Annotated in this window: 16 protein-coding genes and 1 pseudogene; 8 read left to right on the top strand and 9 right to left on the bottom strand. The window is 63.4% G+C overall.

The window, feature by feature from the left end; translation table 11 throughout:
• The first annotated feature begins 257 nt into the window (after positions 1-257).
• From AO356_RS07300 to AO356_RS07325, 6 genes are all read left to right on the top strand, one after another.
• Positions 258-974: an ABC transporter permease gene (locus AO356_RS07300; protein ID WP_060739196.1), complete on the top strand. Its 717-nt coding sequence runs from the start codon at positions 258-260 to the stop codon at positions 972-974.
• 25 nt (positions 975-999) lie between these two features.
• On the top strand, positions 1,000-1,902 hold the full coding sequence (locus AO356_RS07305; RefSeq protein WP_060739197.1) for a glycine betaine ABC transporter substrate-binding protein: 903 nt from the start codon (positions 1,000-1,002) through the stop codon (positions 1,900-1,902).
• Positions 1,903-1,917: 15 nt separating this feature from the next.
• On the top strand, positions 1,918-2,571 hold the full coding sequence (locus AO356_RS07310; RefSeq protein WP_060739198.1) for an ABC transporter permease: 654 nt from the start codon (positions 1,918-1,920) through the stop codon (positions 2,569-2,571).
• Positions 2,568-3,725: a betaine/proline/choline family ABC transporter ATP-binding protein gene (locus tag AO356_RS07315; RefSeq protein ID WP_060739199.1), complete on the top strand. Its 1,158-nt coding sequence runs from the start codon at positions 2,568-2,570 to the stop codon at positions 3,723-3,725. The genes AO356_RS07310 and AO356_RS07315 overlap by 4 nt, the downstream gene beginning before the upstream one ends.
• Before the next feature lie 501 nt (positions 3,726-4,226).
• Positions 4,227-5,390, top strand: coding sequence for a type III PLP-dependent enzyme (locus AO356_RS07320; protein WP_060739200.1), 1,164 nt, complete (start codon positions 4,227-4,229; stop codon positions 5,388-5,390).
• 331 nt (positions 5,391-5,721) lie between these two features.
• The gene (locus AO356_RS07325) at positions 5,722-8,247 is read left to right on the top strand and encodes a PepSY domain-containing protein (RefSeq protein ID WP_203225787.1); all 2,526 of its coding nucleotides are present in this window, start codon (positions 5,722-5,724) and stop codon (positions 8,245-8,247) included.
• Between the two features lie 134 nt (positions 8,248-8,381).
• Here AO356_RS07325 and AO356_RS07330 read toward each other — a convergent pair whose 3' ends face one another.
• From AO356_RS07330 to ptsP, 4 genes are all read right to left on the bottom strand, one after another.
• A complete protein-coding gene (locus AO356_RS07330) occupies positions 8,382-9,923 on the bottom strand; it encodes an alkaline phosphatase D family protein (protein ID WP_060739202.1) in 1,542 nt (513 codons plus the stop codon).
• A 201-nt stretch (positions 9,924-10,124) separates the two neighbouring features.
• Positions 10,125-11,867 (bottom strand): PTS fructose-like transporter subunit IIB, encoded by a 1,743-nt coding sequence (locus AO356_RS07335; protein WP_060739203.1) that lies wholly within the window; start codon positions 11,865-11,867, stop codon positions 10,125-10,127.
• A 14-nt stretch (positions 11,868-11,881) separates the two neighbouring features.
• A complete protein-coding gene (gene pfkB / locus AO356_RS07340) occupies positions 11,882-12,823 on the bottom strand; it encodes a 1-phosphofructokinase (RefSeq protein WP_060739204.1) in 942 nt (313 codons plus the stop codon).
• Positions 12,823-15,687, bottom strand: coding sequence for a phosphoenolpyruvate--protein phosphotransferase (gene ptsP, locus AO356_RS07345; protein ID WP_060739205.1), 2,865 nt, complete (start codon positions 15,685-15,687; stop codon positions 12,823-12,825). The genes pfkB and ptsP overlap by 1 nt, the downstream gene beginning before the upstream one ends.
• A 288-nt stretch (positions 15,688-15,975) precedes the next feature.
• On the opposite strand from ptsP, the gene cra reads away from it, so the two are divergent.
• Both cra and AO356_RS07355 read left to right on the top strand, forming a co-directional pair.
• Positions 15,976-16,971, top strand: coding sequence for a catabolite repressor/activator (cra, locus tag AO356_RS07350; protein WP_060739206.1), 996 nt, complete (start codon positions 15,976-15,978; stop codon positions 16,969-16,971).
• 20 nt (positions 16,972-16,991) lie between these two features.
• Positions 16,992-17,768 (top strand): TatD family hydrolase, encoded by a 777-nt coding sequence (locus AO356_RS07355; protein WP_060739207.1) that lies wholly within the window; start codon positions 16,992-16,994, stop codon positions 17,766-17,768.
• Between the two features lie 101 nt (positions 17,769-17,869).
• On the opposite strand, the gene AO356_RS33330 is transcribed toward AO356_RS07355, so the two are convergent.
• From AO356_RS33330 to AO356_RS07375, 5 genes and pseudogenes are all read right to left on the bottom strand, one after another.
• A complete protein-coding gene (locus AO356_RS33330) occupies positions 17,870-18,799 on the bottom strand; it encodes a methyl-accepting chemotaxis protein (RefSeq protein ID WP_420480618.1) in 930 nt (309 codons plus the stop codon).
• Positions 18,776-19,867: pseudogene (locus AO356_RS33335) on the bottom strand (methyl-accepting chemotaxis protein); the annotation flags it as partial. The pseudogene AO356_RS33335 and the gene AO356_RS33330, both read right to left, overlap by 24 nt.
• A 350-nt stretch (positions 19,868-20,217) precedes the next feature.
• Positions 20,218-21,054: a regulatory signaling modulator protein AmpE gene (ampE, locus tag AO356_RS07365; RefSeq protein ID WP_060739209.1), complete on the bottom strand. Its 837-nt coding sequence runs from the start codon at positions 21,052-21,054 to the stop codon at positions 20,218-20,220.
• A complete protein-coding gene (gene ampD / locus AO356_RS07370) occupies positions 21,051-21,611 on the bottom strand; it encodes a 1,6-anhydro-N-acetylmuramyl-L-alanine amidase AmpD (protein ID WP_060739210.1) in 561 nt (186 codons plus the stop codon). The genes ampE and ampD overlap by 4 nt, the downstream gene beginning before the upstream one ends.
• 64 nt (positions 21,612-21,675) lie before the next feature.
• Positions 21,676-23,889, bottom strand: coding sequence for a DUF1631 domain-containing protein (locus tag AO356_RS07375; RefSeq protein WP_060739211.1), 2,214 nt, complete (start codon positions 23,887-23,889; stop codon positions 21,676-21,678).
• Positions 23,890-23,960: the final 71 nt, after the last annotated feature.

The raw sequence follows: 23,960 nt of genomic DNA on the forward strand, positions 1-23,960 counted from the left end.
AGCACATCCAGGGTGGCCAGATCATTCCTCGCATGGGAACCTTTTGCCGCGTGGAGGCGTCCACCCCCCTGATACGAGCAACCGTCAGGGGCTGAAAAATCAGCAAGTTAGCCTGACGAGGCTGCGCTCATGGCTCACTTCGACGGCCGTTTACCGACCTCGAAAAGAGCTGCTTCTCGCGAACGTTTTCCCGGCAACCAGTGATGGTTTGCCGCCCGGGAAAGCGTGCGCCGACTGAAAGACAAAGGAGTCCGCCTGTGGCTATCCGCTATGGCAAAGGGCTTATCGGGGGTGCGGTCGTCGTCGCGCTCCTGGCCCTGTTGATCCACTGGATCGGCATCGATACGATCCAACGCTACCGCGACGATCTGCTGTTTTACCTGCAAGCGCACCTGATGCTTGTATTGGCCTCCATGCTGGCGGCCCTCATTGTCGGCATCCCCGCTGGCATCGCCCTCAGCCGCCCCGGCCTGGTCGGGCGCGCCGAACGCTTCATGCAAGTGTTCAACATCGGCAATACGGTACCGCCCCTGGCCGTGCTGGCCATCGCCCTGGGCATCCTGGGCATCGGCAGCGGACCTGCCATCTTCGCCCTGTTCCTCGCCTCGCTGCTGCCCATCGTGCGCAACACCTATGAAGGCCTGAAGAATGTCCAGGGTTCCCTCAAGGAAGCCGCCGTCGGCATCGGCATGACCCCACGCCAGGTGCTGTGGAAAGTCGAGTTGCCCAACGCCGTGCCGATCATCGTCGGTGGCGTGCGCGTGGCCCTGGCGATCAACGTCGGCACCGCGCCCCTGGCGTTCCTGATCGGCGCCAACAGCCTCGGCAGCCTGATCTTCCCCGGCATCGCCTTGAACAACCAGCCGCAGCTGTTGCTCGGCGCGGCCTGCACCGCCCTGCTGGCGCTGCTGCTCGACGGCCTGGTGACACTGGCCAGCCGCCTCTGGCTGGAACGCGGTCTGCGACCGTCATAAGCCGGCTGGAAAAAGGAAATCGTTTATGAAGAAGTTGAGCTTGATACTGGGCTGTGTCCTGCTGTTCGCAGGGTTCGCCCAAGCCGCTGAAAAACCGCTGATCCGCCTCGGCGCCCGGGTATTCACCGAGCAGACACTGCTGGCGGAAATCACCGCGCAATACCTGCGCAGCAAAGGCTACGACGCGCAGATCACCGGCGGCCTGGGCAGCAACCTGGCCCGCAGCGCCCATGAAACCGGACAATTGGACCTGCTGTGGGAATACACCGGCGTGTCGCTGGTGGCCTACAACCACGTCACGGAAAAACTCGACAGCGCCCAGTCCTACGCCCGGGTGAAAGAACTCGACGCCAAAAAAGGCCTGGCCTGGCTGGCACCGTCGAAATTCAGCAACACCTACGCCTTGGCGCTGCCGGAAAAAGTCGCGCAGCAATATCCGCAAATCAATTCCATCAGCCAATTGAACACGGTGTTGCGGGCCGAAGCCGATGACAATCATCTGGTGGCCCTGGACACCGAGTTCGCCAACCGTTCCGACGGCCTGGCGGGCATGGTGGAGCAGTACGGCATGAACCTGACCCGCAAGAATATCCGGCAGATGGACGCGGGCCTGGTCTACACCGCCCTGCGCAACAGCCAGGTGTTCGCCGGTCTGGTGTACACCACCGACGGCCGGCTGAACGCGTTCAAGCTGAAGTTGCTGGAAGACGACAAGCATTACTTCCCCGACTACACCGCCGCGCCGGTGGTGCGCCAGGCGTTCCTCGACGCGCACCCGCAACTGGCCGCGCAACTCAAGCCCCTGGCCGAGTTGTTCGACGATGAAACCATGCGCCAGCTCAACGCCCGCGTGGACGTCAACCATGAAAGCCCCTCCGCCGTTGCCGCCGATTTCCTGCGCCAACATTCGCTGCTCTCAACCCAATGACCTGGAGGAAAAGCCATGGATTTTCTTGACGCCTTTTCCCATCTGGACTGGCCGCTGGTGCTGCACCTGACCTGGCAGCACATCACCCTGGTGGGCATCGCCGTGACCCTGGCGATTGTCGTCGGCGTGCCCCTGGGCATCTTCATGACCCGCTTCCCGGCGCTCGCCGGCCCCTTGCAGGCCAGCGCCACGGTGCTGCTGACGATTCCGTCGATCGCGCTGTTCGGCCTGTTGTTGCCGTTCTATTCCAAGTTCGGCCAGGGCCTGGGGCCGATGCCGGCGATCACCGCGGTGTTTCTCTATTCGTTGTTGCCGATCATGCGCAACACCTACCTGGCCTTGACCGGCGTCGAACCGGGCATCCGTGAAGCCGCCCGCGGCATCGGCATGACCTTCGCCCAGCGCCTGCGCATGGTCGAACTGCCCATCGCCGTGCCGGTGATCCTGGCCGGCGTGCGCACCGCCGTGGTCATGAACATCGGCGTCATGACCATCGCCGCCACCATCGGCGCCGGTGGCCTGGGCGTGCTCATCCTCGCTTCCATCAGCCGCAGCGACATGTCGATGCTGATCGTCGGCGCCGTGCTGGTCAGTCTCCTGGCCATCTTCGCCGACCTGCTTCTGCAATGGCTGCAACGCTCGCTGACCCCAAAAGGACTATTGAAATGATCGAACTTCAAAACCTCAGCAAAACCTTCAAGAGCAACGGCAAGGACGTCAAGGCCGTCGACTCGGTGAACCTGATCGTCAACGAAGGCGAGATCTGCGTGTTCCTCGGGCCGTCGGGCTGTGGCAAAAGCACCACGCTGAAGATGATCAATCGCCTGATCCCGCCCACCTCGGGCAAGGTATTGATCAACGGCGAAGACACCACCGACCTGGACGAAGTGACCTTGCGCCGCAACATCGGCTACGTGATCCAGCAGATCGGCCTGTTCCCGAACATGACCATCGAGGAAAACATCACCGTGGTCCCGCGCCTGCTGGGCTGGGACAAGCAGAAGTGCCACGACCGTGCCCGCGAACTGATGAGCATGATCAAGCTCGAGCCCAAGCAGTACCTGCATCGCTACCCTCGCGAGCTGTCGGGTGGCCAGCAGCAACGGATCGGCGTGATCCGGGCCCTGGCGGCCGATGCGCCACTGTTGCTGATGGACGAACCGTTCGGCGCGGTGGACCCGATCAACCGCGAGATGATCCAGAACGAGTTCTTCGAGATGCAACGGGCGTTGAACAAGACCGTGATCATGGTCAGCCACGACATCGACGAGGCGATCAAGCTGGGGGACAAGATTGCGATCTTCCGCGCCGGCAAGCTGGTCCAGTGCGATCACCCGGACACGTTGCTGGCGCATCCGGCCGACGAGTTCGTCAGCAGTTTCGTCGGCCAGGACAGCACGCTCAAGCGCCTGTTGCTGGTCAAGGCCGAAGACGCCGCCGACAACGCGCCGTCGGTCAGCCCGGAAACGCCGGTGAATGAGGCGCTGGAGCTGATGGACGAACATGACCGTCGCTACGTGGTGGTGACCTGTGCCGAGAACAAGGCCCTGGGCTATGTGCGACGGCGCGACCTGTACCGTCAGACCGGCACGTGCGGACAATACCTGCGGGAATTCAACGCCACCGCGGCCTACGACGAACACCTGCGGATCCTGCTGTCGCGCATGTACGAGTTCAACCGCTCGTGGCTGCCGGTGATGGACGCCGAGCGGGTGTTCCTCGGGGAAGTGACCCAGGAATCCATCGCCGAGTACCTGAGTTCCGGGAAATCCCGTGGGGGCAAGACCAGCATCGTTTCGCCGGCGGAGATTGCGCAGGCCTGATCGCCCCAACGAACCCTGTGGGAGCCGAGCTTGCTCGCGATAGCGGTGGGTCAGTTGGCGGTAGTGCTGGCTGTGCCGCCGCTATCGCGAGCAAGCTCGGCTCCCACAGTTTCCGGGGCGGTCACCAAAATGGTGTTTCTCCCCGAAACGCCCCGATTATCCATCCAGCGGGAACATCAATCTGTCACGCAGGTCGGTTACATCATGAGCTGTCGCGGGCCGCACGACGGATGTGTGCAAAAACGCGACATTTTTAGTTGATCTCAGGCCCCTCACGCCCTAAAGTTCGCGCCGAACGTCCATGCTGGAAACGATCCATCCGGCTCAAGTACTGACGACGAGACAGCAAGGCCAAGGGAATCATGTATCCCATGGCCTTTTTGCTTTCGGCGACATGCCTTGGGAAGTAGGCGAACCAAAGTGGGGATACGGAGGACGTTCACGAGGGCTGCTTGCCCTCACACCCATTGATCCTGATGTTTGCCAGTAGGAGTCCCAAGTATGTCGATCCAGGTCGAAGATTATTTCGCGCGCGAAACTTTCCAGAAAATGAAAGCGTTCGCCGACAAGCAGGAAACCCCGTTCGTGGTGATCGACACCGCGATGATCTCCCAGGCCTATGACGACCTGCGCGCCGGTTTCGAATTCGCCAAGGTCTACTACGCCGTCAAGGCCAACCCGGCGGTGGAAATCATCGACCTGCTCAAGGACAAAGGCTCGAACTTCGACATCGCCTCGATCTACGAGCTGGATAAAGTCATGAGCCGTGGCGTGGGCCCGGACCAGATCAGCTACGGCAACACCATCAAGAAATCCCGCGACATTCGCTACTTCTACGAGAAGGGCGTGCGCCTGTACGCCACCGACTCCGAAGCCGACCTGCGCAACATCGCCAAGGCCGCGCCGGGTTCGAAGGTTTATGTGCGGATCCTCACCGAAGGCTCGACCACCGCTGACTGGCCGTTGTCGCGCAAGTTCGGCTGCCAGACCGACATGGCCATGGACCTGCTGATCCTGGCCCGCGACCTGGGCCTGGTGCCGTACGGCATTTCGTTCCACGTCGGCTCGCAACAGCGCGACATCAGCGTCTGGGACGCGGCCATCGCCAAGGTCAAGGTGATCTTCGAGCGTCTGAAGGAAGAAGACGGCATCGTCTTGAAGCTGATCAACATGGGTGGCGGCTTCCCGGCCAACTACATCACCCGCACCAACAGCCTGGACACCTACGCCGAGGAAATCATCCGCTTCCTCAAGGAAGACTTCGGCGACGACCTGCCGGAAATCATCCTGGAGCCGGGCCGTTCGTTGATCGCCAACGCCGGTATCCTGGTCAGCGAAGTGGTGTTGGTGGCGCGTAAGTCCCGTACCGCTGTCGAGCGTTGGGTGTACACGGATGTGGGCAAGTTCTCTGGCCTGATCGAAACCATGGACGAAGCCATCAAGTTCCCGATCTGGACCGAGAAGAAAGGCGAGATGGAAGAAGTGGTCATCGCCGGGCCGACCTGCGACAGCGCCGACATCATGTATGAAAACTACAAGTACGGTCTGCCGTTGAACCTGGCCATTGGCGATCGCCTGTACTGGTTGTCGACCGGGGCCTATACCACCAGCTATAGCGCGGTGGAATTCAACGGCTTTCCGCCGCTGAAATCGTTTTACGTGTAATGCGTCCGGGCGCTTGAACGTCCATCGTTCCAGCCCTGTCGCGTAATAGAAAACGGCGTTTTTCCAGAAATGGAAAGCGCCGTTTTTTTGTTTTTGTTCTCGATGAAACCGCGTTTCCCCTGTGGGAGCGAGCTTGCTCGCGATAGCAGTGAATCAGCCGACAGTGATGTGGCTGACAGGCCGCTATCGCGAGCAAGCTCGCTCCCACAGGATTTTGTCGCTCACCTCATCACTGATCGGCACCTTTTAGGTGTGTTTATGAATGCTTCTCGATAACACACGGCATAATGCGCACCGTGATGAACAGTAATAGATGAACAAGGCGGGCGACGTGTTGAAGAAAACCCTGTTCCAGTTGCACTGGTTTTTCGGCATCAGTGCCGGGCTGGTCCTGGCGTTGATGGGCGTTACCGGGGCAGTGGTGTCGTTTCAGGATGAAATCCTGCGGGCCTTGAACCCGCAGGTGCTGACGGTCGAGAAGCAACCGGCCGGTGTGTTGCCGCCCGCCGAACTGGTGGAGCAGATCGAAGCCGCCTCCGGCAAGACCGTCGCCCTGCTCTGGGTCGAGACCGACAGCGGCAACGCCGCGCGGGTGATCTTCGCGGCGCCGCCCGGGGAAAAACGTGATGCCATGCGCTATTTCGACCCCTACACCGCACAGTTCATGGGTGAGGTGACCGGCCAGGATTTCTTTGGCCTGATGCTCAGGCTGCACCGCGTCTTGACCCTGGATGACGTGGGCCGGCAAATCACCGGGGCCTGCACGCTGATCCTGGTGTTCTTTTGTCTGTCCGGGCTGTACCTGCGTTGGCCGCGCCAATGGAAAAGCTGGCGCGCCTGGCTGACCCTCGACTGGGGGAAAAAAGGTCGCAGCTTCAATTGGGACCTGCACTCGGTGGCGGGTACCTGGTGCCTGGTGTTCTATCTGCTGGCGGCACTGACCGGCCTGACCTGGTCCTACGACTGGTACAACAAAGGCGTGACCCGCCTGCTTTCCGACGCGCCGGAAGAGGAACGGGTGCGCAATCGTGGCCCGGCACCCAGCGGCCCACTGCCCGTGGCCGATTACCGGGCCATGTGGAGCAGCATCTACAGCGCCGCAGGCCCCGGCCTGTCCGCCTACAACGTGCGCATGCCGCCCGTGGCCGGGCAGCCGGCGACCGTGTTCTACCTGCTGAAAAACTCACCTCACGACCGGGCGCTGAACCAGCTCATCCTCGACCCGGCCACCGGCGTCATCAGCCGGCATAGCCGCTACAGCGACAAGAGCCTCAAGGCGCAGTTGCTGACCAGTGTCTATGCCCTGCATATCGGCAGCTACTTCGGCCTGGTCGGGCGGATCCTGGTGACCGTCGCCGCGCTGACCATGCCGCTGTTCTTCATCACCGGCTGGTTGCTGTACCTGGACCGCCGCCGCAAGAAACGCCAGGCCAGAAACGCCCGTCAGGCCCTGAGCGCCAACCCGACCGATGCGCCGGCCTGGCTGATCGGTTTCGCCAGCCAAAGCGGTTTCGCCGAGCGACTGGCCTGGCAGACTGCCGGCCAACTCCAGGCCGCCGGCTTGCCGGTGAAGGTCCAGCCATTGGCCGGTGTTAGCGAGCAGGACCTGAACATCGCCACCCACGCGCTGTTTGTGGTCAGCACTTTTGGCGACGGCGAAGGACCGGACAGTGCCCGCGGCTTCGAACGCAAGGTGCTGGGCCAGGCCTTGAGCCTGGAGCGCTTGCAGTATTCGGTGCTCGGCCTGGGCGACCGGCAATATGAACACTTCTGCGGTTTCGCCCGGCGCCTGCACGCCTGGCTGGCGGAGCACGGCGGCAAGACCCTGTTCGCGCCGGTGGAAGTCGACAGCGGCGACCCTTACGCCCTGCGTCACTGGCAACAACAACTGGCCGAACTGACCGGACAGGCGCCTGCCGACACCTGGCAGGCCCCCAGTTTTGAAAACTGGACCCTCAGCCAACGCACCCTGCTCAACCCCGACAGTAGCGGCTCGGGCGTGTACCTGCTGGGCCTCACCGCCCCCGGGCCGAGCAGTTGGCTGGCCGGTGACCTGGTGGAAATCCTGCCGCGCAATGACCTCTGGGCCATCGAGCATTTCCTCGATGGTCTCGGCCTGTCCGGCCAGGCGCGCGTGCAAGTCGACGGCCTGTCCCAGAGCCTCAATCAGGCCCTGGCGACCCGCCAGTTGCCGGAAAACCGCGCCCACCTGGTCGGCCTGCATGCCCAGGCGCTGGTGGAGGCACTGGCACCGCTGGCGATGCGCGAATACTCCATCGCCTCGATCCCGGCCGACGGCGTGCTGGAGCTGATCGTGCGCCAGGAACGTCACATCGACGGCAGCCTCGGCGTCGGCTCCGGCTGGCTGACCGAACACGCACCACTGGGCAGCGCCATCAGCCTGCGGCTGCGCCGCAACAGCAGCTTCCATCTGCCGCCCCAGGGCGTGCCGATGATCCTGCTGGGCAACGGCACCGGCCTGGCGGGCCTGCGCAGCCTGCTCAAGGCACGCGTCACCGAGGGCATGCAGCGCAACTGGCTGCTGTTTGGCGAGCGCAACCGCGAACACGATTTCCACTGCCGCGATGAGTTGCAGGAATGGGTGACCTCCGGCGACCTGGAACGCCTGGACCTGGCCTTCTCCCGGGATCAGAAGCAGAAAATCTACGTCCAGGACCGTCTGCTGGAATCGGCCGCGCTGCTCAAGCAATGGGTGGCCGACGGCGCGGCGATCTATGTCTGCGGCAGCTTGCAGGGCATGGCATCCGGGGTGGATCACGTGCTCAACAACGTGCTGGGGCGCGAGGAAGTGGAGCGACTGATCGAGCAGGGGCGGTATCGGCGGGATGTCTACTGATCCTGACCGCAACATCAACCCTGTGGGAGCGAGCTTGCTCGCGATAGCGGATCTTCAGTCAACACTTCATTGACTGACACACTGCTATCGCGAGCAAGCTCGCTCCCACATTGGTTTTGTGGCGGACTTTAGATTCACACGGGCTGCAACTTCTTCTCGAACACCGCCACCCCTTCCAGATCCCGCAACACCACGCTCATCTCCCCGCTCGGCCCATCGATGTTCACCTCGCCAAAGAATTGATACCCGGCGAACGGCGAGGTGTTCTGGGCCGGGGGCGCTTTCTGGAACACCACCTCCGGGCCGAAGGTCTTGTCCAGGGCGTTGGGCCCGAAGCTGCCGGCGTTCAATGGCCCGGCGACGAACTCCCAGAACGGTTCGAAATCCTGGAACGCGGCGTATTCGGGGTGGTAGTGATGGGCGGCGCAATAGTGGACGTCGGCGGTGAGCCAGACGTAGTTGCGCACCTGATGCTTGCGCAGGTAACCCAACAGTTCGGCGATTTCCAGTTCACGCCCCTGGGCCGCGCCCGGGTCACCGTTGGCGACCGCTTCCCAACGCGGCACGCCGGGGCTGACCTCGCCATCCGGCACACCCAGGCCAATGGGCATGTCGGCGGCGATGACTTTCCACTGGGCGCGGGATTGCTTCAACTCGCGCTTGAGCCAATTCAATTGCTCACGCCCCAGGAACGGTTTGGCCGCGCCGAGGTTGGCGTCGTTGGCTTCGCGGTAACTGCGCATGTCCAGCACGAACACATCCAGCAGCGGCCCGTAACCGAGCTTGCGGTAGATCCGCCCGCCGCCGTCGGCCTTTTGCCGGCGCATCGGTGCGTATTCCAGCCAGGCCTGTCGCGCGCGCCCCACCAGGCTGTGGATATCCTTGGTCTGGTAACGCTCGTCCAGTTGCTTGCCCGGCGACCAGTTGTTGACCACCTCATGGTCGTCCCACTGCCAGATCTGTGGCACTTCGGCATTGAAGCGGCGTACGTTTTCGTCCATCAGGTTGTAGCGATAGTTGCCGCGATACTCATCCAGGGTTTCGGCGACCTTGCTCTTGGCGTCGGTGGTGAGATTACGCCAGATGCGCCCACCCTCGGCAGTGATTTGCGCCGGCACCGGGCCGTCGGCGTAGATGGTGTCGCCGCTGTGGATAAAGAAATCCGGCAGGCGCAGGCGCATGGCTTCGTAGATGCGCATGCCGCCGATGTCCGGGTTGATCCCGAAACCCTGGCCAACGGTGTCGCCACTCCAGACAAAACGGATGTTGCGCTTGAACTGCGGCACGCTGCGCAGGTGGCCGAGCCAGGGTTCGCTGGCAACCCCGCTTTGGGCGTCTTCGAAGTGCACACGGTAGAAAATCGCCTGGTCACGGGGCAGCCCGGTGAGTTCGACCCGGGCGGTGAAATCACTGCGGGCGTCGGCCATGGGCGAGACGAAGCGACGGGGATTGGCTAACTTGCTGCGGGTGTCCCACTCCACCACCATCCGCGCCGGACGGTCGCTGCGGCTCCAGATCATCGCCCGGTCGCCCTGCAAGTCGCCAGACTGCACACCGTCGGTGAGCACCGGACGATCCTTGACCGAAGCCATCACCGCCGGCGCCAGCCCCGGCAACAACAACCCCGCCCCCACGGCTTGCATCACCCGACGACGGCCCAGGTCGAATTCGCTCATGGTGTTCTCCCTTGAAATGGGAAAACTTAAGCATGGCTGTGTGAAGTGGGTGTGACAGGAATTTCATGCACGCCCAAAACCACTGTGGGAGCGAGCTTGCTCGCGATGGCGGAGTGTCAGGCAACCCAGTTGTCGACTGATACACCGCTATCGCGAGCAAGCTCGCTCCCACAGAGGGATTTCATTGCTTCAAAGAAGCGATCAGGCCTTGGCCGGCTCCAACGCCATCTCCACCACCTCAGGCCGCTTGAGCAGCGCGTACGCCACCGCCGTCAGCAGGCTCCCCGCCACGATCGCCAGCAAGTACAACAACGCATGGTTGATGGCGTTGGGGATCAGCATCACGAACAGGCCGCCGTGGGGGGCCATGAGCTTGCAGCCGAAGTACATCGACAGCGCACCGGTCAGCGCACCGCCGGCGATACTCGCCGGGATCACCCGCAGCGGATCCTTGGCCGCGAACGGGATCGCGCCTTCGGAGATGAAGCACAGTCCCAGCACCAGTGCCGCTTTACCGGCCTCGCGCTCGGTCTGGGCAAATTTGCGCCGGGCGATGAACGTGGCGATGCCCAGGCCAATGGGCGGCACCATGCCGGCAGCCATGGCCGCGGCCATCGGTGCATAACTCTGCGAAGCCAGCAGCCCCACCGAAAACGCATAGGCGGCCTTGTTGATCGGTCCGCCGAGGTCGACGCACATCATCGCCCCCAGCAGCACCCCCAACAGGATCGCGTTGGTGGTGCCCATGCTGTCGAGGAAGTGGGTCAAGGCTTCGAGCATGCCCGCCACCGGTTTGCCGACGATGTAGATCATCACCAGGCCGGTGAACAGGCTCGCCAGCAGCGGGATGATCAGGATCGGCTTGAGCGCTTCCAGGCTCTGGGGCAAACGCGCGTAGCGGCTGATCGCCTTGGCCGCGTAACCGGCCAGGAAACCGGCGATGATCCCGCCAATGAAACCGGCGCCCAGGGTACTCGCCAGCATCCCGCCGATCATGCCGGGCGCCAGGCCTGGCCGGTCGGCGATGGAATAGGCGATGTAGCCGGCCAGCAACGGCACCATCAACTTGAACGCGGTCTCGCCGCCGATCTGCATCAGCGCGGCCGCCAGGGTTCCAGGCTCCTTGAAGGCCTCGATGCCGAACACGAACGACAAGGCGATCATCAAACCACCGGCCACCACCATCGGCAGCATGAACGACACGCCCGTCAGCAGGTGCTTGTAGGCGCCGGTCTTCTCCGACTTGGCCGGGGCGCTCGCGCCGCTCGACGCACTTTCCTGGCGAGCTTCGACCAGCGCTTTGTTCAGCGTCGCTTCGGCCTGTTTCAAGGCGATGCCCGTGCCGCAACGGTAGATCTTCTTGCCGGCAAACCGCTCGGTGGCGACTTCAATGTCGGTCGCCAGCAGCACCACGTCCGCTTCGGCGATGGCCTCGGCGCTCAACGGGTTGCGCGCCCCCACCGAACCCTGGGTTTCCACTTGCAGGTCATAGCCAAGCTTCGTCGCCGCCTGCTGCAAGGCCTCGGCGGCCATGAAGGTATGGGCAACGCCTGTTGGGCATGCGGTGATGGCGACCAGCCGCGGGGCACGCTCGGCCGACGCCGCCGGCACTTGCGCGGACGCGTCTGCCTCGCCCAGAACCTCAGCCTCTACGGCGCCACGACGCAGCACCGCATCAACGTCCTGGAGGGCCAGGGCCGGTGTGCTGCGGAACACCCGCTTGCCGACGAACCGCGACAGGTCCACCGGGCCGCTGGCGACCAGCAACACCCACTCCGCCGCTTCAAGAGTCGCCGCCGACAACTGGCGTTCCGGATGGGCCGCGTCATGGACCTCGACGCTGGTGCTCCAACCCTGGCGCTGCGCCGCGGCGTCCAGCAGGCGGGCGCACAACACACTGGTAACCATGCCGTTCGGGCAGGCCGTCACAATGGCTAGTTTCATTCTTGCGAACCCTCTTATTGTTCTGTCAGGGGGCGCACGCGCACGCCCTGTTCAAGCGACGCCAGCAACGCGGTGTCGTGGATGCCAAAACCGATCTGCGTGACCGCCATGGCGGCGATGGCCGTGGCAGTGCGCAGTGTCTGTTCCGGGGTGTCGGCGCTGAGCAGGCCATGGAGCATGCCCGCCAGCAGCGAGTCCCCGGCCCCGACGGTGCTGGCGACGCTGACCTTGGGCGGCGAGGCATGCAGCGCCGCACCGACACTGAACCAGTTCACGCCATCGGCACCGTGGGAAATCACCACATGCTCGATACCCTGGGCATGCAGGCGCTGCGCCGCTTGCGCCTGAGCCGTTTCGCTCACCACCTCGCACCCCAGCGCATCGGCCAGTTCTTCGGTGTTCGGCTTGATCAGCCACGGCCCCGCCGCCAGGGCAACGCGCAAGGCTTCGCCACTGGTGTCGAGGGCCACGTTAAGACCGAGTGCCTTCATGCGTGCGATCAATGCCTGCAACCACTGCGGGCTGACGCCCCGGGGCAAGCTGCCCGCCACCACGACCACGTCGTGGCCGGGGGCGATCTGCTCCAATCGCGCCAGCAAGGCCTGCTGTGCGGCGGCATCGACCATCGGGCCCGGCCCGTTGAGGTCAGTGATGCGACCGTCCTGCTCGGCCAGCTTGATATTGCTGCGGGTCTCGCCGGGGACACGGATAAAGGCGTCGACAAAACCCCGTTGGGCGAACAGCGTCTCGAACACCTGGGCATTGTCTTCACCCAGAAAGCCACTGACCGTCAGCGTATGACCCAGATCGGCCAACACCTGGGCCACGTTCACGCCCTTGCCTGCGGCGTGGGCATGCATGGCGTCGCTGCGGTTGACCTGGCCCGGCTCCAGGCGCGCCAACTCTACCGTGAGGTCGAGCGCCGGGTTGAGGGTCAGGGTTAGAATCTTCGCCATTACAGCGCCTCCACTAATGCGCGCACGTCATCGGCGCTGCCCACGGCCAAGGCCGCTTGGGCCAGGGTTTGTACTTGCGCCAGGCTCAGTTCGCGAACCCGCGCCTTGACCTCGGCAATGCTACGGGCCGAGACACTCAGCTCGTCCACGCCCAGGCCCACCAGCACCGGCACCGCCAGCGGATCGGCCGCCAATTCGCCACACACACCGACCCATTTGCCATGGGCATGGGCGGCGCGCACGGTGATGTCGATCAGTTGCAGCACCGCCGGGTGCAAGCCATCGGCCTGGGCCGAAAGGGTCGGATGCCCCCGGTCGATGGCCAGGGTGTATTGCGTCAGGTCATTGGTGCCGACGCTGAAGAAGTCGACTTCCTTGGCCAGCACGGGCGCGAGCAACGCGGCGGACGGCACTTCGATCATGATCCCCAGTTGCAGGTCCGCCACCGGGATTTCCAGGCGCAGACGCTCGGTCATGGCCCGGGCCTGGCGCCACTCATCGACGCTGCCCACCATCGGGAACATGATCCGCAGTGGACGGCTGTCCGCCGAGCGCAGCAAGGCCCGCAATTGCGCTTCCATGACTTGCGGGCGCTGCAAAGTCAGGCGAATGCCCCGCACGCCGAGGAACGGGTTTTCTTCTTTCGCGATCGGCCAGTACGGCAGCGGCTTGTCGCCGCCCACATCGAGGGTACGCACCACCAGCGGCCGCCCGGCCAGGCCATCGAGCACCTTGCGGTATTCGGCTTCCTGGGTCGCTTCGTCCGGCGCCTGGCTGTGGGCCATGAAAATCAGTTCGGTGCGCAACAGGCCAATGCCTTCGGCGCCCTGCTCCACCGCGCTGGCGACGCCGGCGCTTTCACCAATATTGGCGAACACTTCCACGGCATGCCCGTCACGGGTCAGCGCCGGTTCGTGGCGCTGCTCGGCCGCGACCTTGAGACGCTGTTCGCGGGTATCGCGCTCTTCCTTGGCGCGCTGCAACGTAGCGGCGTCAGGGTCGACGTGCAGGCGACCGCGCTGGCCATCCAGCAGCAAGGACGTACCCGGCGCCAGCAACAATACCGCCGCACCAGCGCCCACCAGCGCCGGAATGCCCAGGGCGCGGGCGACGATGGCGCTGTGGGCGGTGGCGCCGCCACGGGCGGTGAGAATCCCCGCCACACGGGTCGGGTCCAGGCGGGCCACGTCGGACGGGCCGACTTCGTCCATCACCAGGATGTAGGGTTGATCGGGCTCGTTAGGGGTTTCGACGCCACACAGTTGCGCCAGCACCCGACGGCCGACGTCTCGCAGATCGGCGGCCCGTTCGGCCAGCAAGGCATCCTGCAAGGCTTCCTGCTCTTTGGCGGCGGCTTCGATCACCCCCATCCACGCCGCTTGCGCACTCTCGCCCAGCTTCAAGCGGGTATCGACTTCGTCGGTCAGTTCCGGGTCGTCGAGCATTTCCTGGTGGGTGATGAAGATTTCGCGGATGGCCTTGGCCTTGGCGCGTTCGATCAGGCCTTGGATATCACTGCGCACCTGGTTCAAGGCGTTCTGCAGGCGCTCGCGCTCGATGGCCGCCGATTCACCGCGCAGCGGATAGTCGATGGCCTGCAATACCTGGATGTGAGCCGGGCCGATGGCGATGCCCGGGGCGGCGGCGACGGCCTGGATCAGGCTGCCGGATTCGGGCGCCAGCATGACGGTCGCGACCTCGGCCATCACGGTTTCCCGTGGTGCACTCGGTGGCGGCAGCGGTTCGACCTCTTCGCCCAGGCCTTCTTCGATGGCGGCCAGCAGTGCCGGCAACGCGTCGTTGGCAATGCTCGGTTCGGCGATGAACTCCAAGACCTGGCCGCGACGGGCGCCCAGGCTCAGCAGTTTGCTCAAGCTCTTGGCCGACACGGCGCTGTCCTGGCCGTCGACAATGCGCACACGGATTTCGCCGTCGAAGCTTTTCGCCAACTGGGCGAGGATCTTCGCCGGGCGTGCATGCAGGCCATGGGCGTTGGCCAGGCCGATGCGCGCGCTGGGCCAGTCGGCGGGCAATTCGCCGCCGAGCACTTCCAACACCTTGCGGCTGCTGGTGGCGCGGCCCAATTCGTGGCCGCGGCCCTCGATCAGCAAGGCACAGAGCCTTTCCAGCAAGGCCTGGTGGGCCTCGCCGAGGCTGGCGAGGCAGAACAGTCCGCTCAGCGGTTGGCCCAGGTAACGGATGGGTTTGTCCGGGGTGACGAACGCCAGGCCCGGGCGCTTGACGGTCTGCTCGCTGTGCAACCACCACAAGCCATCGCCCAGGGGCAGCGCATCGACTTGCTGCAACACACCGGCAAAGCCGTTGCTCACGCAGTCGGCCTGGCGCAACAGGCGGGCGCCACGCCATACCAACTCTTCAAAATCGTCAGCCGACACACCGAGGCCGATCATCTGGGCATCCAGGGCCAGTTCCTGCGGCGCGCCTTGCAGCAGCTTCAGCAGCGCTTCGGCAGAACCGGCGCGGCGCAAGGCCTGGCCCAGGTCCGTCTCGCCGAGGGCGCGGGTCAGCAGTTGCAGCAGGCGCAGGTGTTCGTCGGACTTGGCGGCGATGCCGATGGCCAGGTAGACAATCTGACCATCGCCCCAGTCCACGCCTTCGGGGAATTGCAGCAGGCGCACGCCGGTGGAGTAGACCAGGTCGCGGGTCTGCGGGGTGCCGTGGGGGATGGCAATACCTTGGCCAAGAAAGGTCGAACCCTGGGCTTCACGGGCCTGCAAGCCAGCGAGGTAACCCTCGGCTACCAGGCCATCGGCCACCAGTTTGTCGGCGAGCAGTTGCAGTGCAGCGTCTTTATCCACAGCCGTCTGCGCCATGGATATCTGCTCTAGAGTGAGCTCGAGCATGCTTTCTCCTTTTTGGCGTCCGGTTGGCGCCAGGTATTGTTTTGAATGAATCAGCTTAGCGTTACAGGACGGCTTTTGGCGGTATCGCGGCAGCACCGCCAAAAATCCTGCTAGCCTTGAAAATACGCTTGCTGAAACGTTTAATCTAGAAAGATTGGCACGTTACTCGATAATCTCTCATCGTTGAAGTGCAACTTGTCGTAAGCGCTTGGGCGGTAACCGTCAGCTTGAATCGGGTAGGATGGCCCTTATCCTCGGGGCTAACTCGAAAAAACAAGGAAAACCGGGTTGAAACTCAGTGATATTGCTCAATTGGCCGGTGTGTCTGTAACCACCGCCAGCTATGTCATCAATGGCAAGGCCGAACAGCAACGCATCAGCAGCGCCACCGTCGAACGGGTGCGGGCGGTGGTCGAGGAACACGGCTTCACGCCCAACCCCCAGGCCGCCGGGCTGCGCAGCCGGCACACCCGCACCCTGGGCTTCATCCTGCCAGACCTGGAAAACCCCAGTTACGCACGCATCGCCAAGTTGCTGGAACAAGGCGCACGGGCACGGGGCTATCAGTTGCTGATCGCCAGCTCCGACGATGCACCCGACAGTGAGCGGCAACTGTTGCAACTGTTCCGCGCCCGGCGCTGCGATGCGCTGATCGTCGCCAGCTGCCTGCCGGCCGGCGACGACAGCTACCAGCAGTTGCAGGCCAAGGGCATACCGATCATCGCCATCGACCGGGTGATGGAACCGGCGCATTTCTGCTCGGTAATCAGCGACGACCGCCAGGCCAGCCTGCACCTGACGCGCAGCCTGCTGGAGACCCACCCTCGGCAAATCGCCTTGATCGGCGCCCGTCCCGAATTGAGCATCAGCCAGGAACGGGCCGCAGGTTTTCGCGAAGCCTTGGCCGGGTTCGAGGGCCAGGTGTTGATCGAGCATGGCGAGTCGTTCAGCCGTGAATGCGGCCGGCAGTTGATGGATGAAATGCTCGCGCGCCTGGGGCATCTGCCTGATGCATTGATCACGACGTCCTATGTGCTGCTGCAAGGGGTGTTCGACGCCCTGCATGATTTCCCGCTCAAGTCGCGGCCATTACGCCTGGGCACGTTTGGTGACACGCAGTTGCTGGATTTCCTGCCGCTGCCGGTCAATGCCATGTCCCAACAACATCAGTTGATCGCCGACAAGGCCCTGGAACTGGCCCTGGCGGCCATCGAAAACGATGACTACCAGCCTGGCGTGCAGGCCATCGCGCGGACGTTCAAGCAGCGGATCCACCAGGGCTGACGTTTTCTCAGGATTGATGCATGGAGTTGATCGACACCCACACCCACCTGGACTTCCCGGACTTTGACGCGGACCGCCCGGCGCTGCTGGCCGAAAGCCGCGCCTTGGGCGTGCGGCAAATGGTGGTGCTGGGCGTGTACCGGGACAACTGGCAGCGGGTCTGGGACCTGGTGCAAAGCGACCCGGACCTGCATGCCGCCCTGGGCCTGCACCCGGTGTACCTCGACCAGCATCGACCCGACGACGTGGCGTTGTTGCGCGACTGGCTGAGCCGCCTGGCCGGGCACCGGCAATTGTGTGCAGTGGGCGAGATCGGCCTGGACTATTACATCGAGACCCTGGACCGTGACCGCCAGCAAGCGCTGTTCGAAACGCAGTTGGAACTGGCCGTGGAGTTCGAACTGCCGGCACTGATCCACGTGCGCCGCAGCCATGCCGCCGTGATCGCGACCCTCAAGCGCATCAGCCCCACCCGGGCGGGGATCATCCATGCCTTCGCCGGCAGTTTTGAAGAGGCCCGCGAATACCTCAAGCTCGGCTTCAAACTCGGCCTCGGCGGTGCGGCGACCTGGCCTCAGGCCCTGCGCATGCACCGGGTGCTGGCGAAACTGCCGCTGGATGCGGTGGTGCTGGAAACCGACTCACCGGACATGGCCCCGGCGATGTTCCCGGGGCAGCGCAACAGCCCGGCGCACTTGCCGGCGATTTGCGAGGCACTGGCCGGGATCATGGCGGTGACGCCCGAGCGACTGGCCGAGGCCAGCACCGCCAACGCCCGCGATTTGTTCAACTGGTAAAAACCCTGTGGGAGCGAGCTTGCTCGCGATAGCGGTGTATCAGTCGAAAAACAGCTTGCCTGACACTCCGCTATCGCGAGCAAGCTCGCTCCCACAATGGTCTACACCCGAAACGCATTGATCAGTTGCTTGAGCTGCACCACCTGGGCAGACAGCTCACGGCTGGCGTTTTCGGTCTGGTGCGCGCCTTCGGCCGTGCGTTCGCCGGCGCGGTTGATCTCGACGATGTTCTGGTCGATGTCATGGGCCACGGCCGTCTGCTGCTCCACGGCGGCGGCGATCTGCTGGTTCTGGTCGACGATCATGCCGACCGCACCGAGGATATTTTCCAGGGCCTGTTGGACCTGTTCCGATTGACCGACCGTGCCGCTGGCCATCTCATGACTGGTGCCCATCGCCTTGACGGCGGCACCAACACCGCCGTGCAGGCGGGTGATCATCGCTTCGATTTCTTCGGTCGATTGCTGGGTCCGCTTGGCCAGGGTCCGCACTTCATCGGCCACCACCGCAAACCCCCGACCCTGTTCACCGGCACGGGCGGCTTCGATGGCGGCATTGAGGGCCAGCAGATTGGTCTGCTCGGCGATGCTCTTGATCACATCCAGCACGCGGCTGATGGCCTGGCTGTCGGTCGCCAGTTGGTTGATCACCTGCACCGACTGATCGATCTCACTGGCCAAGCGGGCGATGCTGCCCTGCTGCGACTCCACCAGCCCGCGCCCGCTGAGGGTCTCGTCGTTCACGCTGTGGGCACTGCTCACGGCAGCGGCGGCACTGCGAGCCACTTCCTGGGCCGTGGCCGACATCTGGTTCATCGCCGTGGCCACCAGTTCGATCTGGCTGCGCTGGCCGGCGACGGCCTGGTTGCTCTGGGCCGATACCGTTTCCACCTGCCCGGCCTGGCGTTCGACTTCCGCGACGGTGCGGCCGACCTGTTCGATCAGGTCATGGATCTTCGCCACCGTACCGTTGAACACTTCACCCAATTCGCCCAGTTCATCCTTGCTGCGCGCCACGAAATTGACCGTCATGTCCCCCGCCGCCACTTTGTCCATCATCTGGCCCAAGTGCTGGAGGGTGGTGCGGGTCGACGCGTAGAAGCCGGCGTACAGGTAAAAAATCAACAGGAACACCGCCACCAGCGCCACGGCTTGCAGCACCATATGGCTACGATTCTGCTCAAGCCGCTGCTGCAACTGCACACCGAGAAAACCCTGGGTCGCTTCGTTCAGCCGATACGTCTGCTCCATCAGGCCGCTGACCTGCTCGAAGAACGCCGGCCACGGTGCATCGAGGGTGTCGGCCATCACCACTTGCTCCTCGATCAGCTCCGACGCTTTCTTGAGGCTGCTCTTGCTACCGTCGGCCTGAGCGCCAAGGGTTTGCCCGGCGGCCACGCTGGAGCCGAGGGCGTCCTGCAGTTTCAGGTCGTACTCGCCCTGGAGCTTTTCGATCTGCGCCAGCAACTCGTCGAAGCGGGTGCTCGATGCCGAATTGAGAAACCCCAGCCCCAACGAGGACGCGCCCAGCGCCCGGCCATCGCCAAGGATCTGGGTGACCTTGGGGGTGGTACCGATGATCAGTTCGCTGAGTTGGCGGATGTCGCTCTGGTTGTCGCGGCTCAGCCCCGCCTGGCTGGCGATGATCTGGCTGAACATCTGGGCGCTGTTGAGCAACTTGCCGATCAGCGCACTTTTGCTCTGCAGGGAGTTTTCCGCCTGCTGGGCCTTGAAAGCAGCGATCATCTCATCGCGCTTGGCCTCGAAGGCACTGACCTGCTCGGGCTCGATGGCCATGGCGGTCATGCCTTGCAGGCGCGTGAGGACCTGTTGTTCCAGGCTGCCGATCTTCGCTTCGACATCACCAGCCTTGCCGGACTGGCCCAGGCTGGCGTTGATCTGCACCAGGTTGTTGAGGGTTTCCAGGTCCCGGCGCAGGGCCAGGCTGCTGCCCAGCAGGTCGAGGCTTTGCAGCTCCACTTGGGTGCCCTGGAATTCCCGATAGGAATCACGCACCAGAAAGAAGTTGGTCACCAGCATGGGTAGCAGGAACAGCACGCTGATCAGGCTGAACTTCATGCCGAAGCTCAGGCGGTTCATCAGCGCGACGGCGGGCCAGAGCAAACTCTTCACAAGGAAGCCTCCCGGTAGTGTTCTTATTGTTATGAGCTCGCGCACGGAGACAGCAGAAAGCCACTATTCGGGCGCTGTCCCTGTATAGCCTAAATCGGCGGGGAGATTTGTAACTTAAGGTTAACGAGAAGGCCTGACACGGTTCAGCTGTGGTGAGGGGATTTATCTGTAGGAGCAGGGCTTTGTGGGCAAGGCTTTGTGGGAGCAAGGCTTGCCCGCGATAAGCGATGCGGTCTTTCCGAAATCACGGCGCCCGCATCGCGGGCAAGCCTTGCTCCCACAGAATCCCTCGCCACAAGGAAATGTGTTGGTTGTTCTCAGGCCAACACCGTCCACAACGCAAACCCGGCATACCAGAGCACCGCCGCACGCAGCAGCAATTCCCACAGGCGATCCAAGCTATTGATGCCATCCGGCCCGGCGACGGGCCTGGGGATTTCTCCAGCCACCAGGCCGACCTTGTCGATGAGATCGGCGGCGCTGATGTTCCAGTTCAACAACTCATGCAGCATGACCCGGCTGACCGCGACAAAATTGCCCACCAGGGCGAAGCTTGCCGCCAGCAACCGCACCGGCACCCAGTCGAAGGCATGGCGCATTTGCGCGGCCCGCTCGGCCACGCCGGGGTTCTGGCTGTGCTCGGCGGCCAGCGCCAGCAGTCGATAGCTCAAGGCCGCGACCGGGCCCAACAGGAAGTACCAGAAAATCACCGCGAAAAAGCTCTGGTAGGCCTGCCACAACAAATGCCCCTGGACCCGCTCCAGCAATTGCTCACCGTCATCGGCCTCAATGTCCAGGTCGCGCTTGGCCACATGGGCTGCCGCTTGCAGGTCCTCACGACGCCAGGCGTCACGAAACGGCCCGAGGGCAGCCAGCAGATCGCCGCGCCCCAGGCTGTAAATCACCACCAGCAAATGCACCGGCAGCGCCAGCAGACCATAGGCCACTGGCTCCAGCACCCACAAAAGCAGCGCCAGCAGGGCCACCGGCAGCAGGACCATTACCGTCAGCACCAGCCAAGGTCGGTTGACCCACCGTGGGCTCGCCTCGAGCTTGTTCAGCTCGAGCAGCCAACCACCGTCGCGCTGGACCCGCTGGCGCAAGGCCGAGAATTTCTCGATCCAGACGGCCAGCAGCAACACCAGAAAACTCATTGTCCTTCCCCTTCTGTCAGGGCCGCGCGATAGCGCACCCAGTCGAATGCCGGTCCCGGATCGGTCTTGCGCCCCGGTGCGATGTCGCTGTGCCCGCAGATACGCTGCACAGTGATCGCCCTGAACGCCGCTTGCAACTGCCGGGTCAGGTCCACCAATGCGACATATTGCGCGTCGGTGAACGGCAGATCATCCGTGCCCTCAAGCTCGATGCCCAGGGAAAAATCGTTACAGGTCTCGCGCCCCTCGAAGCACGAGACGCCCGCATGCCACGCACGGTCCAGACAAGAGACAAATTGGGTCACGGCGCCGTCACGCTCGATCAGAAAATGCGCAGAAACCCGCAGGTCGGCGATACCGGCAAAGTAGGGATGTTCCGTGACATCCAGACGATTCTGGAAGAATTCCTGCACCTTGCCGGTGGCGAATTGTGCCGGGGGCAGACTGATGTTGTGGATCACCAGCAGGGAGATTTCGCCCTCGGGGCGCCCATTGAAGTTGGGCGATGGGCAATGACGCACCCCCTCGCACCAACCGCTCGCGGAGTCCAACTGCATACAGGTTCCTTCGGTGACGACGGTGAATGCCGTCAGTATGCCGTGATCGGACCGGACTGCGCGATCACTTGCCGCGATTGAGCTGGCGCAGATTGCCCAGCACCGACTCCAGCGCCCGGTCGAACAACAGGGTGTCGTCCAACAGCCGCGCCGCGCCGCGACGAAACTCCAGGGCCAGGCTGGTGCGGCTGTGCTCCAGCACCTTGAGGCCGGTGCGATTGACGAAAACGTATTTGCCGGTGGCCTCGATGATCGCCGCCAGCTTGCAACGCAGGGTATTGTCATCGTCCTCCTGGAACTCGACCCAGCTCCCCAGGTGCAACTGATCGACTTGCAGCAGGCCGACATCATCCGCCGGCAAATGCACCGCCACGCTCTCCACCGCCGTTTTTTGCGGAGGGCGCAGGACGATTTTTTCCAGCACCTCGACCATCGCCGGCGAATCGAACGGCGGGGCCTGTTCCGTTGCCTGGCCCGTGCGTTCGAGCGCCTGCACATGCAGGACTTCCAGCTCACTGAAAAACTCGCTGGTGGCGAACGGATCGAACGCCGAACGGCTCAGGCCGTCACGCAGGGCCTTGAGCAGCTCGGGCACCATTGCCAGCAAACGCAGGCCGGCGTCGGGCTCGTCGTGAGGCTGGACGCTCCAGATCAATTGCTCCAGGGTCAGGACGTCGGCCTGCCACTCGGCGGAATACTTGCCATGCTTGAAGCAGGTCAGCAGCAACACCTGGCTCCAGGCGTGTTGCACGAACTCCACCACCGCTTGCGGCAAGACTTTGCCCAGCATCACCTGGTTCAGCGCCCCTTCGACGCGCTGTCGCGCCAGTTCGGCCTTGGCCCGGCCCTCTTCGGCGTCACGGATACGCTGCTCAAGCAACTCGCTGCGGCGCCGCTCGTCACTGGTGAAGGCCAGGAAATCGGCCAGCAGCTCGGAGAAAATCGCCGGGTCATCGACGAAATCATTCAACAAGCGCTGCACGACTTGTTCGATGCGCAGATACAGGCTGTCGCGCTGATGGTCGTCGCAATCGCCCCAGCCCATGGCAGCGGCGGCGATTTCGTTCAGCAGCCGCCGGGCCGGATGATTGCCGCGGCTGAAGAAGCTCTTGTCCTGCACCGCGACCTTGAGCATCGGGATCTGCAGGCGACCGATCAGGGCCTTGAAGGAGTCCGGGAGGTTATGGTCGTCGAGGATGAATTCGAACATCATCGAGATCAGGTTGATCACGTCTTCATCGGCGCCTTCGACCACCCGGGACTTGCCACTCCTGACGCTGACCCGGGTCAACAGTTGTTCGAGCTGGCTACGCAGGTCGAATTCATCCTGCACGGCAGGCGCTGGGACGTACTGCTGCAAATGCGAGAGCAACCGCAGCAGGTCACGGGTCGAGATCGGCTGGGGCGACGCGCTGGCTTCCAGGGTCGGCGCCACACTGCCACGCACTTGCATCAACAGCTTCTGCAAGGCGGCGAACACTTCCTGCACGCTGTCATCGACCTCGGCATCGCTGGGCTTGGCAGCGATTTCGGCGCTGGGCCTGGGGTTATCCTCGGAACGATCCGACGCCCGGCGCGCCGGGGTCACCTTGAGCTCCGGCAAGATGCCCGTGGCGGCCAGCAACTGATTGGCCTCGGTATAGAGCTGGTCGCACTCGCTGAGCACATAACGCTCGAAGAGCTTGAGCAGGATCAGCTTGACCTTGATGCCCACGCCCAGGTTACGCCCGGCCTGCAGGAACTTCTCGCACAGCAGTGCCGGGCTCAGGGGGTTGTACTGGTTGGCCAGCGGTCGGTCCAACAGCACACCGAGCCGGGCCGTCAGTTGCTCCAGCGACACGCCATCGCGCCTGAGCACCCGAGTGACCATGGCCTCGACCGCCAGATGACGTTCCAGCTCATCGTGGGAGCGCTGGGTCTGGCCGTCCGGCGCCAGGGCGGGCGCCAAGCTGGCGTGGGTCAGGTCGTACTGGGCCAGGCTGACGAAGGTCTCGAAAAACTGCTCGATGAATTCCCGCTCGATGCTTTTGCGCTTCAGGCGCAGGTCCCGCATGGCCTCGAAGTACAGGTTCTGCTCGACGTCGTCGCGCGCCCGGTCGGCCATTTCAAACAAGGTGTCGTCGGCGTTATCGAACAGCCCCTGCAAGCCCAGGCGCAACTGTTGGGCGGCCTTGTCGCGAACCTGAAGCAGAATCACAGGCAGGCGGGCGAGCGGCGAGCGATTCGCCTGATCGGTAGGCACCTTGTGTAAAGGCACTACATTCCCGTCGTTGTGCATCCTGGCCTCCTGAAACGGTTTTCGGTTCGCAACGTCAAAGCTATGACGTCAATCGAAAGGCGGATTATCAG

This window comes from Pseudomonas fluorescens (assembly GCF_001307275.1).
Taxonomy (GTDB): domain Bacteria; phylum Pseudomonadota; class Gammaproteobacteria; order Pseudomonadales; family Pseudomonadaceae; genus Aquipseudomonas; species Aquipseudomonas fluorescens_AA.

What these genes read in the sequence shown, in the direction of transcription:
- AO356_RS07355 (WP_060739207.1), top strand. Translation starts at nt 16,992, where the DNA reads ATGGAGTTGATCGACACCCACACCCACCTGGACTTCCCGGACTTTGAC.
- AO356_RS07330 (WP_060739202.1), bottom strand. Translation starts at nt 9,923, where the DNA reads ATGAGCGAATTCGACCTGGGCCGTCGTCGGGTGATGCAAGCCGTGGGG.
- AO356_RS33330 (WP_420480618.1), bottom strand. Translation starts at nt 18,799, where the DNA reads ATGACGGTCAATTTCGTGGCGCGCAGCAAGGATGAACTGGGCGAATTG.
- AO356_RS07335 (WP_060739203.1), bottom strand. Translation starts at nt 11,867, where the DNA reads ATGAAACTAGCCATTGTGACGGCCTGCCCGAACGGCATGGTTACCAGT.
- AO356_RS07310 (WP_060739198.1), top strand. Translation starts at nt 1,918, where the DNA reads ATGGATTTTCTTGACGCCTTTTCCCATCTGGACTGGCCGCTGGTGCTG.
- AO356_RS07320 (WP_060739200.1), top strand. Translation starts at nt 4,227, where the DNA reads ATGTCGATCCAGGTCGAAGATTATTTCGCGCGCGAAACTTTCCAGAAA.
- ampE (WP_060739209.1), bottom strand. Translation starts at nt 21,054, where the DNA reads ATGAGTTTTCTGGTGTTGCTGCTGGCCGTCTGGATCGAGAAATTCTCG.
- AO356_RS07375 (WP_060739211.1), bottom strand. Translation starts at nt 23,889, where the DNA reads ATGCACAACGACGGGAATGTAGTGCCTTTACACAAGGTGCCTACCGAT.
- pfkB (WP_060739204.1), bottom strand. Translation starts at nt 12,823, where the DNA reads ATGGCGAAGATTCTAACCCTGACCCTCAACCCGGCGCTCGACCTCACG.
- ampD (WP_060739210.1), bottom strand. Translation starts at nt 21,611, where the DNA reads ATGCAGTTGGACTCCGCGAGCGGTTGGTGCGAGGGGGTGCGTCATTGC.
- AO356_RS07305 (WP_060739197.1), top strand. Translation starts at nt 1,000, where the DNA reads ATGAAGAAGTTGAGCTTGATACTGGGCTGTGTCCTGCTGTTCGCAGGG.
- ptsP (WP_060739205.1), bottom strand. Translation starts at nt 15,687, where the DNA reads ATGCTCGAGCTCACTCTAGAGCAGATATCCATGGCGCAGACGGCTGTG.
- AO356_RS07315 (WP_060739199.1), top strand. Translation starts at nt 2,568, where the DNA reads ATGATCGAACTTCAAAACCTCAGCAAAACCTTCAAGAGCAACGGCAAG.